We start from the raw sequence: 13,464 nt of genomic DNA on the forward strand, positions 1-13,464 counted from the left end.
CGTGCATTTCGGCAGCGGTCGCAACCGGATGACCGCGGTGCGGGACGTATCCTTCCGTGTCGCCCGCGGCGAGGCCTTCGGCCTGATCGGGGAATCCGGCTGCGGGAAGTCCACCATCCTGCGTGCCGTCGCCGGCCTGAACGAAAGCCATGAAGGGTCGATCCTGTTCGACGGGCATGAACTGCCCACCCGGCGCAGTCGCGAAGTCCTGCGGGCCGTGCAGATGGTGTTTCAGGACCCGTTCGCATCGCTGCATCCGCGCAAGATGGTGCAGACGGTGCTGTCGGAATCCGTGCGCCTGATGCGGATGGACCGCCCGCAGGAACGGATCGACGATGTGCTGCGTGCCGTCGGGCTGGGGCCGCAGTTTCGCTATCGCTATCCCCATGAACTGTCGGGCGGTCAGCGCCAGCGCATCGCCATCGCCCGCGCCCTGATCGTGGAGCCGCGGATGCTGCTGCTGGATGAGCCGACCTCGGCGCTGGATGTGTCGGTGCAGGCAGAGATTCTGAACCTTCTCAACCGCTTGCGGCGCGAACGGGGCCTCAGCTACCTGATGGTGAGCCATGACATCGCCGTGGTGGCGCATATGTGCGACCGTACCGCAATCATGAAGGACGGCTGCATCCTGGAGATGGTGACGGCGGACCAGTTGCGCCGCGGCGATGTCCTTGAAACCTACACCCGCGAATTTCTTGCCGCCAGCGCGCCCGCCGTGGTGCGCCAGCCCCCCCCTGCCTGAGAGGACCCATGCCAGCAATTCTGGACAAGATTGCGGCGCGCGCCAGCGACGCCGCCCTGATCACCATCGCCGCACGGCAGGCCGCACAGGATGCGATCGCCGATACCTTCGCCTGCATGATCGCGGGCCAGACAGACGAGGCGTCACGTGCCGTCCGCGCCGGTCTGCTTCGCGGCGGCATGGATGGCGGCCCGTGCACGCTGGTGGGCGGGGGCAGGGCGTCCGCACCTGCCGCGGCGATGCTGAATGGCACCGCCGCCCATGCGCTGGATTATGATGACAACTTCTCGCCGGCGCTCAGCCATGCGTCGGCGGTGCTGGTGCCCGCGCTTTTGGCGGCGGGTGAGTTGCGCGGCACCAGCGGGAAGGATCTGGTCCATGCCTATCTGGTCGGGTTGGAGGCACAGGCCCTGATCGGGCAGGGCGTGGGGCGGCATCACTATACCATCGGGTGGCACGCCACATCGACGGTGGGGGCCATCGGCACGGCGGCGGGTGTCGGCTGGCTTCTGGGGCTGGACCATGACGGCCTTGTGCGGGCGATGTCGCTGGGGGTCAGCATGGCCGCCGGCGTGAAGGGCCAGTTCGGGACACCGGCCAAGCCGTTCCACGCCGGAATGGCGGCGCGCAATGCCGTCGATGCCGCGCTGCTGGCGGCAGAAGGGTTGTCCGGGCGGCATGACATCCTTGAAGCGCCACAGGGGTTCGGGGAGCTTTTCAGTGCCGGGAAATCCCCCGGGTGGAACATTCCGCACACCGCACATATAATCGAGACCGAAGGCCTCGCGCCGAAGCTGCATCCCTGCTGCGGCTCCACCCATTATGCGATCGACATGGTGATGGACCTGCGCCGCGAACATGCGTTCGTTGCCGAAGATGTCGCGTCGGTTCATCTGGTCGTCGGGCTGGCGAATTACCGCAACCTCGCCTATCCCGATCCGCAGGATGAGATGGAGGCGCGGTTCTCGATGCAATACTGTGTCGCCCGCGCCCTGACCCAGGATGCGCTGCGGCTGGCGGATTTCACCCCGCAGGCAACCGCCGACCCGCATATCCGCGCCCTGATGCCCCGCATCACCATGGAACCCCTCGCACCCGAGGAGGAAAGCGCCGCGCCCCGGCCAAGCCACCGGATCCGACTGGTGCTGACCTCGGGGCAGGTACTGGAGGCCCGCCGCGGCCATGCCCGCGGGACGCTGGCAGAACCCTTCACCAGGGCGGAGCGGCGCGAGAAGTTCTTCGACTGCGTTACCCCCCATCTGGGTCAGGGGGGTACGGCCAATGCCTGGGAGGCGCTCAACGCAGTGGAAGATCTTGCCGCACCGGCCTCGCTTCTGACGCTCAAACAGCCCGCGCCTGCGTGAAGTCCCTTACGTCTGCCGCAGCCGGGCCACGACCGGCACGGCATGGGCCGCAAGGTCCGCACCGGCGGCACGCCAGATCTTCTCGATGATCGGCCGTGCCTTTTCCCGCCGCCGGAAAAGGCCGATCTCCACCCGCAGGAACCATTCCGGCCCCCCCGCCACCACCAGCGCGCCTGAGGCGAGATCCTCTTGCGCCAGGGATTCCGGCACCCAGGCGACACCGGCACCGACCTTGGCGAGCGATTGCAGCCCCAGGCTCATCGCATTGGAGGCGACGACGTTCAGCGCCAGCGGCCGCTCGTTCAACAGCACCGTCAGGGCCTGCGCAAAGAAGGATGACGTGCCATAGCTGAGGAAATGCACCGGCTCTCCGCTTTCCAGCCGGTGCAACGGCGTGCCGTCATCCGCCGGCGCCGAAAGGGGCAGCACGTTCTCGCGGCCCAGCATCATGGTGTCAAAGTGGTTCGGGTCCAGCCCCATCGCCACGGACGGATGCACATAAGTCAGCAGCAGATCCGTTTCGCCGTTTCGGAAATGGCGCAGGGTCTGGGCATAGGCCGCGGGGGAGCCGACCGGCGTGACCGCCCAGGGGCCCGTCACCGCTTCGATCCGCCGGCGCCATTCCGGCAGGAAGGTGACCCGGAGGGTATGCATCGCGCCGATGCCGACCGCATTTTCCGGCGGGGTGTCGAAACTCCGCATGCCGGCCCGCATCCCGTGCAGCATCGAAACGATCTCACGCGCCTGGGGCGCCATGGCGGTGCCTTGCGGTGTCAGTTCGATCGGATAGCTCGACCTGTCGATCAGCGTGGCGCCAACCCAGCTTTCCAGCTGCCGTATCCTCTTGGATAGGGTCGATTGCGTCACGTGCCGCAGTTCAGCCGCGCGCGAGAAGTTCCGCGTGTCATTCAGACAAAGGAAATCCTCGAGAAGTTTCAGCTCCATCCGCATGCTCCCGTTGTCACGGGGCCATGACAACGCAGGGCACAGGAGGCGTCAACGGTTTAGCGCCGGAAAGCCACGGCCGTCTCCTGCGCTGCCCGTCTTGCAGCATCCCGCGCACATAGTTTGGCGCGTCTGCGAACTTCGCCCGTTGCAAGGATCGCGGCAATTTGACGGGCGGTGCTTCAGGATGCTGAACGTGGTCGATGACGCCACGCGCGAATGCCGGCAGCGGTCCCGTTCGCCGTCGGTCCCGGATCCCGGAGTGGTGCGGGGCATTCAGGAATGCTGTTCGAGGACACTTCCCGGCGCTCTGACGGCAGGGCCAACACGGTCGCGAATGCCCGTCCTGGCATCGCCCGAGAGGAGTGACGCAAGTGGAGTGCCCTCCGGGCCTGGCCCAGAATCGGCCGGCTCCGTGGATTGATGGCTCGTAGCCCTCCGGTCGGGCGGCCCGCTAAACTGGAACGTCGTCGTAGCCCCGGGAACGCCCCCGTTTCATGTCTTCGGCGATGGCTTTTGACGCGTTCATGGTCATATTGATGACGCGGGCGGTTTGGTCTGCATATTGCTGCAAGGCCGTTCTCAGGAACTCCGCCTGGACCTCCATAAGCTCTGCAGGCGTCTTGCAAGCCATGAGCGCCGTCCTGGTCTCCAGATCCGTCTGCACACGGGTCGAGACGAAGCGGGCGCTCTCGACCAATATTTCGATCCATGCCGTCGAAGAGACGGGATTGACGGGCATCAAGGTCGCCAGCGCGGCGGAGGCCTCAAGTCCGACGTCGACATCTGACGTGTTCTGCATTGCCATGATCTGTCTCCTTTGTGCGATTGCGGCCGGAGGGCATCCAGCCGAGCGCTGGTCCAAGGCCGGACGGGCGGTGCGGACCTATTCGTCCCGCCATCGCTCTCTCCGGTCATGGCGTCCCAATGCCTATCCATGCCACCTTAGGGGCAGACTGGCGAACCCACCTTGATCTCTCGCAAGTCCGGATGGCCTGCGCGCGCAAAAAGCGCGGGTGTCGGTGGCTGAAACCGACCGGCAGGCGCAGCTGGATCCGTCGATCAACAAGATCTTGAGCACGAACCGAGCGGTACGCGGCCTCTGGCCGGGGCGCTGACCGGGACGGGATCGGCGCAAGGTAGTGAAAGGCGCCCACATTGATGTGGATCAGGGATGACGAACGCATCACCGTGCGATGCAATGGAGAGCGCTCCGTCGCGAAGGAAGTGACTGATGACGATTGATCCATACAAGACGCTTGGCCTGACCAGAAGCGCGACGGCCGAGGACATCAAAAAAGCCTAGCGCAGACTGGTGCGCACAAGCCATCCTGACCTGCGGCTCTTCTTCGGCAGTCTCGCGGGCACCTTTGGGCCCCCCTGCCGCCATATCCGCTCCACCGGCTTCACGTTCATCGCCCAGCCGGCCTTCCGCAGGAGCGCCATGATCCGACATTTGCCGTAGCGCCCATACTGCGAGGCGACCACGTTGATGTCCGCGGTCAGTGCGGCTTCATCGGCCCGAGCGCGAGAGGCGAAAGATTCCGGCACCTAGGGCTTCTCCCGGACATGATCTATTCAGGCTCTGCGGTGCGCGCGGCTCAGTGGTTTCGATGACGCGAACCTCCGGTTCCCGAGCCAGCCTCGCGCAGGACGGGCTTCTCGAGCGTCAGGTCGGAGACGGCCTTCCGGAGCCGGCCCCTCGCCATCGGGCTTGGACCAACGGCGCCTCAACGGCTCGATCCTCGTCGAGCTCCTTCAGCCGCTTCACCAAGTCGGTCTTCAAGCCGCCGAACTCCTTGCGCCGCCGATAGCAGGCGAATTGGGCCACATCGATCGAGCGCACCGCCTCGGCCACCGAACGACCTTGCGCCTCCATCTCGCCCGAAGCCTATTCCAGCGCGGACCCACTATTCAGGGGGCAGGCCACGGAGGGGCTGGATGACCTGCCTGTTCGGGACTGCAGTGGCGGGTCAGCAGGCGGGCTGCCAGACTGGCAGCATGTGCGCGCCACCGCGGGAGCAAGCGCTTCAAGAGCCTGATAGTGCGACAGGAACACCTCCCCCGTGAGATGCCGGAGAAAGTCGCTGCGCTTCAGGCGGTCCATGACGGGACCCTTGACCTCGGACAGGTGCAGGCAAATACCAGCGTCCTCCAGACGATGCATGACCAGTTCCAGACTTTCGAGGGCGCTTGCGTCTATGCTGTTGACGGCCGCACAGTTCAGCACAACGTGGCGCAGTTCAGCGCGGGATGCGACCTCTTGCTGAATGACGTTTTCAATGGAACGCGCGTTGGCAAAGAAGAGGCTTTCATCAATGCGCAGTCCGAGGATTTCGGGCGTGCATACCACATCGTGACGCTGCACATTGCGGAAATGCTGCGTACCGGGCACCTGGCCGATAACCGCGACATGCGGGCGCGACGTCGCCCAGAGATGCAGCAGGACGGAAACGCCGACCCCGGCGATGATCCCCGTCTCGACGCCGCCGCCCAGCGTCACCAGCAGCGTCGCGGCCAGGGCTGCAAAATCCGCGCGGGAATATTTCCAGGTCCGGGACAGGGCGCCAAAGTCTGCCAGGCTCAGCACCGCCACGATAATGGTGGCCGCCAGGACCGCGATGGGCAGATGATAGAGCAGCGGCGTCAGGAACAGCGAGGCCAGTGCAATGCCGATGGCCGTGAAGGCGCCCGCCGCCGGGGTCTGTGCGCCGGCGTCGAAATTAACGACTGATCGCGCGAAGCCGCCCGTAACAGGGTAACCAGATGAGAACGCCGCGGCCACGTTGGCCATGCCCAGACCGATCAGTTCCTGATCCGGACTGATGGACTGGCGTTGCTTGGCTGCCAAGGTCTGCGCGACCGATACCGACTCCACGAAGCCGATCAGGGCGATCAGAGTGGCGGCCGGCAGAAGTGTGATCCAGAGCGACAGGTCCAGGTCCGGCAGCGTCAATGGCGGCAGGCCCCGGGGGATATCTCCAACCACGGCCACTCCCCTTCTGCCGAGATCCAACCCCATAACAATCAGGATCGCGGGGATGACGACCATAACCGGACCCGTCCGAGCCAGAAGAACAGCGATCCCTTCCGGGACATTCAGAGCACAAAGGGACCGCTTGAGATACGTGCGTGACCACAACAGGAAAGCTGTCGCTGTCGCCCCGATCACCAACGTCGGCAGATGTGTGTCACTCAAGGCCCCGATCAGGGACGGTGCCATCTCGACCAAGGTGTGCCCCTGCGCCTCAATGCCCAGGATATGCTTCAGCTGACCCGCAGCGATCAGCAGGCTGGACGCAGTAATGAACCCCGAGATGACAGGGTGCGACAGCAGGTTCGCAACAAAACCGAGACGGAATATCCCCATCGCCAGCAGGATCAGTCCCGACAGAAGGGCCAGCGCCAGGGCGGCCGCGATGTATTCGGGGCTGCCAGGAGAAGCAATGCTGCTGGCAGCCGTGGCGGTCAGAAGCGAGACGACCGCCACAGGACCCACCGACAGGGCACGGCTGCTGCCAAAAAGGGCGTAGATGACGAGCGGCAGGATCGAGGCATAAAGCCCGATGACCGGCGGCAGCCCGGCGAGCATGGCATAGGCCAGGGACTGAGGGATCAGCATGATCGTGACGATCACCGCCGCCATCCCATCGCTGAGGAAGGCACGCCGGTCATAGGCACGCCCCCAGTCCAGGATGGGCAGGTAATGCCTCAGCCTTGCCATGCCTCAGCCCTCGACGGGAAGGCCCTCGGCCATTCGGGCGGGCACAGCCCACCTTCGATGAGGTCGGACTCATACCCCATGGCGTCAAGCGTATCAGCGCATAGATGCCCGCGGCCGCCAGAGGTACAAAGGACGTGCACCCGTCCCGTGCGGCGCATACCGGTCAACTGCGCCACTGCGGTGGCATCAGCGGGCGAGACCGCCGTCACGCGGCTGCGGGCGTCCTCGACCAGCTGTTTCATGGTCATGCTCGGTCTCCTCAGAACCGGTTGACGGGGATCTTCAGGTAGTTGTTGCCATCTTCTTCGGCCGTGGGCAGGCGCCCGCCGCGCAGATTGATCTGCAACGCGGCCAGGATCCGGTCAGGCAGCGGCAGGGTCGCGTCCCGCTTGTTGCGCAGCTTGATCCAGTCGTCGCGCCTGGTGCCGTCCTTGACGTGACGGTTTCCGGCACGGTGCTCGGCCACGGTGGCTTCCCATTCCGGCTCGTCACGCGCGTCGGTGCCGTAGTCGTGGCCGACAAAAAGGCGCGTGTCCTCGGGCAGGGCCAGGATCTCCTGGATCGAGTCCCACAGCTCTTCGGTGGCGCCACCGGGGAAATCGGCGCGCGAGGTGCCGACATCGGGTTGCATCAGCGTGTCATGAGTGAAGGCTGCGTCTCCGCAGACATAAGTAACCGAACCGAGCGTGTGGCCGGGCGACAGCATCACCCGGACCTCCAGATCGCCGATCCGGAAGGTCTCGCCATCGGCAAAGAGCCGGTCGAAGTCGCGAGCCGGATCGAAGGCATCAGGGAGGTTGTAGAGACCGGCCCAGATGCTTGCGATATTCGCGACCTTCTCACCAATGGCGGTAGGCGCGCCAATGCGCTCCTTCAGAAGCGCCGAGGCCATGACGTGATCGGCATGGGGATGCGTGTCCAGGATCCATTCGACGCTCAAGCCGTTCTGCTGCACCAGGTCGAGGACCTGCTCCATGCTGTTGGTCGAGAAGCGATAGTTCTTGGGGTCCAGGTTCCAGACGACATCGATCAGCGCCGCCTTCCTGGTGGCCGGGTCCGCGCAGATATACTGTATCGATCCTGTATCCGGCTCGTAGATGCCCCAGACATCAGGGCTGCCCGCACCGCGCGACCGCGAGTGGCGCACGACCGGCTGCCGGAGTTTCGAACTGCTCATGTTTCTGCTCCTTTTGTATGAAGAAGTCCCAAGCCCTTGATCCGGGCGCCGGCCCACAGGCCGACCAGCATGGCCGGCAGAAAGATCAATGTTCCTGGGGCCAGAAGAGGGAGTGCGGTCAAGGCCGGGCCCGGGCAGAAGCCGCCGATCCCCCAGCCAATTCCGAAAAGCGTCGCCCCGGTGAGCAGTGGCCTGTCGATGCTGCGGCTCTTGGGAATGTCGAAGGTCCGGTCAAGGAGGGGCGCCTGACGCCGCCAGATCAGGCGGTAGCCTATGAACGTCGTGACCGTGGCCCCGCCCATCACGAAGGCCAGGCTCGGGTCCCAGCTTCCTGCCAGATCGAGGAAGTTCAGGACCTTTGCCGGGTCGGCCATCCCCGAGATCACCAGCCCCAGCCCGAAGACGAGCCCGCTCAGAAAACCCCACAGAATGCGCATCACAACCCTCCCAGGACGTGGCGAAGAAGGAAGACGGTGACGAAGCCCGCCGTCATGAAAGTCGCGACGGCAGCCAGTGAACGTCCTGACAGGCGCGCCAGGCCGCAAACACCGTGGCCCGACGTGCAGCCTGAGCCGAGAGCGGTGCCGGTCCCGACCAGAAACCCGGCAATGGCCATGGCGAACAGGTTCTGCGGGACCGTCTGCGTGACGGCTCCGCCCGCCGCCAGGATGACCAATGGGGCCGCCAGCAGTCCCAGCAGGAACGCCCACCGCCAGTCCCTGTCCCGGGGAGCGCTACGGAATGGCACGACCCCGCCCACAGCGCCTTGCGTGATGCCAGCGATCCCCGCGATGCGGCCGAAAATCCCCATGACCATCACCGCGCTCAACCCGATCAGCACGCCGCCGCCAAGGGACGCCCATGGCGTGAATGCGGTCTCTATCTCCATCTCCATTGCGGGACTCCATCCTGTCGGCGGCCCTTGCCTCGCCGCTGTTGCAGCGCTATATATTAACAATAACTAAATCAGTCAAGGCTAATATAATGGAACTGGACAATCAGGCCTCGCAAGCTCTGCAAGAGCGGGCGGATTATGTTGCCGGACGGCTGGCGCTGGTCGCCAATGCCAAGCGCCTGTTGATCCTTTGCGAGCTGGCCAAGGGAGAACGGTCTGTCGGGACGCTCCAGCAGGCGGTGGGCCTGAGCCAGTCAGCGCTCAGCCAGCATCTGGCCAAACTGCGCGACGCCGGCATGGTCGACACGCGCCGCGAAAGCCAGACCATCCATTACCGGATCAGCGACCCCGACCTCGCCGTTCTGATGGCGGCCCTTTATGAGGCCTTTTGCAAGGACATCTGACTCGGAAGGTTTCCCTGGACCTGATCGCCATTCAGATGATCCGGGCCTGGATGCCGGCAGGACACATGCGAACAGCTCTTCGATCGACCCGTTGTAGAGGCGAGGCAACCATCCGAGGACATGCGCCCGATCTTGCGGGTGTCATGGATGCCGTGGATCAGGCAGGCGGACGAGGAGCGATACATGGCATACGTGCCCGGGGGATGACTGGTCCGGGGCTCCATCGGGCGGTAGCGAGGGAGACCGTTCCATCATCGAAGCGCGGAGCGTCCGGGCGATGGACAACACCGTGGCGCGCAAGGGCCGCGTCGAAGCGCTGTAGCCCCCTTTGGCCAACGCGCACGCCAATCACCTTCGGCCGACTGCCGTTCGCCGTCTGGCGATCCGCTGCGTGGTTGGCCGCATCGTAGACGGACTTGAGACTGACCCCGTAGCGGGTGGCGAGATTGCCAGCACCCGCGCCTCTCGATCGCTATCGGGCGATGCTCAGGCCTCAGTCTCGGTCAGTCTGCGGCCGCGTGACATTTTGAAGTATACGTTCCTATTTCTTGCCAACTTCGTACAAGCCCGCCTTCCGTAATGGGGCGGGCCTCTGTCAAGGGTTTCGGGCAAGTCAAAAATCCCGGCGAAGATCTCATTCTTCACCGAGTTTTAAGGCACAAATTCAGAAGCTTGCTTTTTCTTTTTCACTGCATCCGCACGTCAGGACTGAGGGACACCCCCTACCCGGGCTTCGCTCTTCCGTCCGTAGTCAGCCGCATGGCTGCCACTCTATGCCTGGTCCAAATCTGGTCCCTGGGTACCTATCTTTTACGCGTATTCAGCGTTAGCCGATAACTTGCGGGCTTCCGGCATCTCCAGGAACCTCGTCCCGGCAAGGGACCTCGTCGTACCTGTCGTCAGGTGCAGTGCGTTCCTCCGTCCGATCAAGTTCTGGAATTGTTTTACTCAGACCGTTGCCGTGGAGCTCTGCGCATGGCGGAATGGTGTGCCGTCTCGCCACATGCGGTGCAAAACAACGCCAATGCGCCGCGCAAGTGCAATCAAGGCCCGTTTCGATCCACGCCGATGGGCCACTCTGAGCGCCCATGCCTGGAGCCAGTTTGGTGACCCACGGTGCATCAAGATCATCGCCGCTTGATACAAGGCCGTTCGAAGGGCCCGGTCGCCGGCTCGAGTAATTTGCCCGACAATGTCCATCTCCCCGGATTGAGTGCGCCTCGGCGTCAGCCCCACCCACGGACCAACATCCTTCGATCGCACAAAGCGGGTCGGATCGTCGATCGCGGATTTGACCGTCAGGGCGACGATCCGACCGACGCCCGGCATCGTCATCATCAGACGGCAAACGTCGTCTTGTTTTGCCAGATCCGCGATTGTCGCATCCAATTCAGCCAACTCGGCGCGCAACTGCGCACGCGCGCGCAAAAGGGCCTCTGTCGACGCCGACAGGATTTCATTTTGCTCAACCAGTTCCCTCACCCGGGCCTCGTACCTGATCCGGGTGACATGCCCGAGCTTCAGACCGAAGTTCCGCAAAACACCCCGCATGGAAAGCTCGAGGTTGATGATCACCTGCTGAACTGACTTGCGCGCTGTCAGCAACGCACGGATTTCCTGAGAGGACACGGATTTGCGGTGCACGGGCCTGTACCATCCCATTTGAAGCAACCGCGCAATCCCCTGGGCATCGCGCCTGTCGGTTTTGATCGGCATGGCTTTCAAAGCGGCCTTCACCAACCGCGTTTCCATCAAAACCACGTCAAATCCGGCCTCTTCCATGCCCTTGCTCAGCCATTGGGACAGTGGTCCGGCTTCGAGCCCGATCGCCTCGACCGCGTACGGCAATGACGCCATCGCACGCACCAGCGCCTCAGGTTCGCTGGCGGCCTCCAACTCCTCAACAACCTTCCCCTGCGGCCCCAGCACACAAATCGCCGTGCTTGCCAGAGATACATCCAGTCCGATAAAAACATTCATGTCGTTGCCCTTCTATTCTTAGGAATTGAGGCGCATGGAAACATACGACCTCGTAGACGCGCTGCAGGCGCATCAAGGGCAACGGCACTCCACATCATGCTGACAAACAAGCGAAACGTGCTCGATTCGCCGACAGCCCCATTACGGCATCTTTTTCCAGCACAAGCGGAGAAGGCCTCAAGGGCGTGTACTTAGTGTTTGACGTCTTCTGTCAAATGCATCGCGTCCCGCGTCTTCTGCACCGCGTTTCACGCTCATTGCACCGCGCATCGTGCCCTTTGCAGCACGTCTTCCACGCTCCGCATCGCGACGTCTGGCAAGTGCCCGTTGACCCGCGCTGCCCGCCTTGCGCATGATGCCGGATGCGTCCCGTCCCGCGCAGGATGCATCGCGCTCTTTGCGTCGCGGACTATGGCGCATGTCATGCGTCGCCCGTCTTCCGTGGGCTGCAGCGCGCAGTATGGATGGCGACTTCTGTCGCGCGCGCTGTGTTTTATGCCCCGCGTGCGATGCACCCGTGTGCCCGCATTCCGCCTGGGGGAGCCCGCATCCCGTCTTCTGCTTGACGCCGTCGGATTTCATCTTCATCGACACAGCGGGCGTCGGGGCGGAGTGGTCGGACGGAATTGCCGTTCTGGCCGATCACATCGTGACCCCGGTGATGCTCTCGACCTCGGATCTCGATGTCGGCGCGCAGACGGCCGACTGGTTCGAAAAGCTCCGCGCCCGCGTCGATGATCCCGAAAGCCTGCCCCGCCACCATGTCGTGCTGAACATGGTCGATCCCAAGACCACGCGCGCCGATGCCGCCCTCATCACGGCGGCAATCGCGCGGTTTCCGGTGGTCGAGACCGTGATGATGCGCCGCCATGTCTACAAGGAGATGGACGGGAGGGGCCTCCTCCACGCTATCGCGCTGCAGAAGCAGGCCGATCCCAACCCCCTCATGCGTCCCCATGTCCGCCATGTGGTCGAGGCCCTCGAAGAGGCGACCGACATCCTCAACAACATCCTGGCCGCGTGAGGGCAGGGCGGTGAGGAAGAGGATCCCGACCATCACGCGACCCGATCCGGCCTATGCCGCATCCCTACGTCCAGAGATGGAAGAAGACCCGGGAAGGGAAGAGGTGCAGCGGGCGGAGGTGTTTCCAAAGCCCGCGAGCGTGGAGACGGTGGTCGTGCAGCCTGCGAGCGTGGACGATCACGCTGCCGCACCGCCAGGGACGTCGTCTGCGCCCACACCCCACCCCAGACAGGGGACGGCCGGGCGTGCTGCGCCTGCGGCCATGGCATTTCCTGGCAGACCCTTTCCGGCGCGCCCTCGTAGTGCATTCGGCCGGCGATCTGCCCGGGTGTCCAGCCGCAGCTGAGGCAGTGCTCGACCCGTTCTCGCAGCTTGGCCTCGCGCAGGAGTTTACGCCGTTGCGACCTGCACCCGTCGGCTTTGCGTTGAGCGATCAGGCCCCAATAGCCATTCAGATCCGAAAGTTCGGCGTCTACGAACCGGTTGCGCTTGATCTCGCGATACAGGCTGGACCGATGACGACCGAGCTCCGTCGCGATCTTGCTGACCGGCATCTTCGCATTCAGCATGTCCTCGATCGCGCGTCGCTCACGTAGATTCAGTTCCGTGTGGGCCATCTTCCTTCTCCTTGCTTGCCAGCAAGATAGGCGATTTGTCGCAACCCAGTTTAGAATGGGCCCCGCTGTGGAATCGTCCAGCGAATAATAGGGATTATGTGACTATTGTGGCGAACGCCATGTACGACGCCCCGGCGACTGCGGTCATTTCGGGTCGTGTCAAAGATATTTTGCGCGTTTTTTTCAAGCGGCCGGCAGCCCCTCGCAGTGGCTTCATGAGGGGCTCGTCCGGGAGGACTTCTCTGTCTCGGTGATGGAGGCGCGCATGTTCGGGCGGCCTCCGCCGCGATGCGCTTCAAAGTGATCATCACGATGCCCGTGGGATTGTCCAGCTCGTGCGCCTCGGGTGGTTCAAGCGCGTTCACGTGAAGTCGCTCGATGCGCAGGAGACCCTCTCTCAGCCCCCGAACCGATGTCATTTCCCTCGCCGGCTGAAGGGCTCCAACCCCCCGGCGGCGAAGCAAACCGCCAGGCAATTTCCACAGCATTCGCGACACGACCACCCGCGCAATCAACACGCTTGAGGAACCGTTGCACCTGCAGTTCTTTGTCCGCACCGCAAGACGTGCAACTGACGGAGCAGGCCGCGATT

General features: G+C 63.8%; 12 protein-coding genes and 2 pseudogenes. 4 read left to right on the forward strand and 10 right to left on the reverse strand.

Annotated features, from left to right (window positions below):
• Positions 1-28: 28 nt before the first annotated feature.
• Both ACFSGJ_RS02000 and ACFSGJ_RS02005 read left to right on the forward strand, forming a co-directional pair.
• Positions 29-742: an ABC transporter ATP-binding protein gene (locus ACFSGJ_RS02000; protein WP_390259611.1), complete on the forward strand. Its 714-nt coding sequence runs from the start codon at positions 29-31 to the stop codon at positions 740-742.
• A gap of 8 nt (positions 743-750) precedes the next feature.
• Positions 751-2,106, forward strand: a complete 1,356-nt coding sequence (locus tag ACFSGJ_RS02005) for an MmgE/PrpD family protein (protein WP_390259056.1) — start codon at positions 751-753, stop codon at positions 2,104-2,106.
• A 6-nt stretch (positions 2,107-2,112) separates the two neighbouring features.
• On the opposite strand, the gene ACFSGJ_RS02010 is transcribed toward ACFSGJ_RS02005, so the two are convergent.
• The 8 genes and pseudogenes from ACFSGJ_RS02010 to ACFSGJ_RS02045 form a co-directional block, all read right to left on the reverse strand.
• Complete coding sequence (locus ACFSGJ_RS02010) at positions 2,113-3,051, reverse strand: LysR family transcriptional regulator (protein ID WP_390259057.1); 939 nt, start codon at positions 3,049-3,051, stop codon at positions 2,113-2,115.
• Positions 3,052-3,505: 454 nt separating this feature from the next.
• The gene (locus ACFSGJ_RS02015) at positions 3,506-3,859 is read right to left on the reverse strand and encodes a phasin family protein (RefSeq protein WP_390259058.1); all 354 of its coding nucleotides are present in this window, start codon (positions 3,857-3,859) and stop codon (positions 3,506-3,508) included.
• Between the two features lie 530 nt (positions 3,860-4,389).
• A pseudogene (locus ACFSGJ_RS02020) lies at positions 4,390-4,924 on the reverse strand (transposase family protein); the annotation flags it as partial.
• An 18-nt stretch (positions 4,925-4,942) separates the two neighbouring features.
• A complete protein-coding gene (locus ACFSGJ_RS02025; RefSeq protein WP_390259060.1) occupies positions 4,943-6,775 on the reverse strand; it encodes a SulP family inorganic anion transporter in 1,833 nt (610 codons plus the stop codon).
• A complete protein-coding gene (locus ACFSGJ_RS02030; protein WP_390259061.1) occupies positions 6,763-7,023 on the reverse strand; it encodes a hypothetical protein in 261 nt (86 codons plus the stop codon). Before ACFSGJ_RS02030 ends, ACFSGJ_RS02025 begins: the two co-directional genes overlap by 13 nt.
• 11 nt (positions 7,024-7,034) lie before the next feature.
• Positions 7,035-7,952: an MBL fold metallo-hydrolase gene (locus ACFSGJ_RS02035; protein ID WP_390259062.1), complete on the reverse strand. Its 918-nt coding sequence runs from the start codon at positions 7,950-7,952 to the stop codon at positions 7,035-7,037.
• Positions 7,949-8,389: a DUF6691 family protein gene (locus ACFSGJ_RS02040; RefSeq protein ID WP_390259064.1), complete on the reverse strand. Its 441-nt coding sequence runs from the start codon at positions 8,387-8,389 to the stop codon at positions 7,949-7,951. Before ACFSGJ_RS02040 ends, ACFSGJ_RS02035 begins: the two co-directional genes overlap by 4 nt.
• Entirely contained in the window at positions 8,389-8,847 is a 459-nt protein-coding gene (locus ACFSGJ_RS02045; RefSeq protein ID WP_390259065.1) for a YeeE/YedE family protein, read from the reverse strand. The genes ACFSGJ_RS02040 and ACFSGJ_RS02045 overlap by 1 nt, the downstream gene beginning before the upstream one ends.
• An 89-nt stretch (positions 8,848-8,936) precedes the next feature.
• Here ACFSGJ_RS02045 and ACFSGJ_RS02050 point away from each other — a divergent pair, with 89 nt between their 5' ends.
• On the forward strand, positions 8,937-9,251 hold the full coding sequence (locus tag ACFSGJ_RS02050) for an ArsR/SmtB family transcription factor (RefSeq protein ID WP_390259067.1): 315 nt from the start codon (positions 8,937-8,939) through the stop codon (positions 9,249-9,251).
• 948 nt (positions 9,252-10,199) lie between these two features.
• Here ACFSGJ_RS02050 and ACFSGJ_RS02055 read toward each other — a convergent pair.
• On the reverse strand, positions 10,200-11,231 hold the full coding sequence (locus ACFSGJ_RS02055) for an IS110 family RNA-guided transposase (RefSeq protein WP_390259068.1): 1,032 nt from the start codon (positions 11,229-11,231) through the stop codon (positions 10,200-10,202).
• Positions 11,232-11,793: 562 nt separating this feature from the next.
• Here ACFSGJ_RS02055 and ACFSGJ_RS02060 point away from each other — a divergent pair.
• Positions 11,794-12,255 carry a P-loop NTPase family protein gene (locus ACFSGJ_RS02060; RefSeq protein WP_390259070.1) on the forward strand — a complete coding sequence of 154 codons (462 nt, stop codon included), beginning with the start codon at positions 11,794-11,796 and terminating at the stop codon, positions 12,253-12,255.
• Positions 12,256-12,524: 269 nt separating this feature from the next.
• Here the strand turns inward: ACFSGJ_RS02060 and ACFSGJ_RS20630 are convergent.
• Positions 12,525-12,872, reverse strand: a pseudogene (locus ACFSGJ_RS20630) (transposase); the annotation flags it as partial.
• Positions 12,873-13,464 lie beyond the last annotated feature (592 nt).

The organism is Halodurantibacterium flavum (assembly GCF_042681825.1).
GTDB lineage: Bacteria > Pseudomonadota > Alphaproteobacteria > Rhodobacterales > Rhodobacteraceae > Halodurantibacterium > Halodurantibacterium flavum.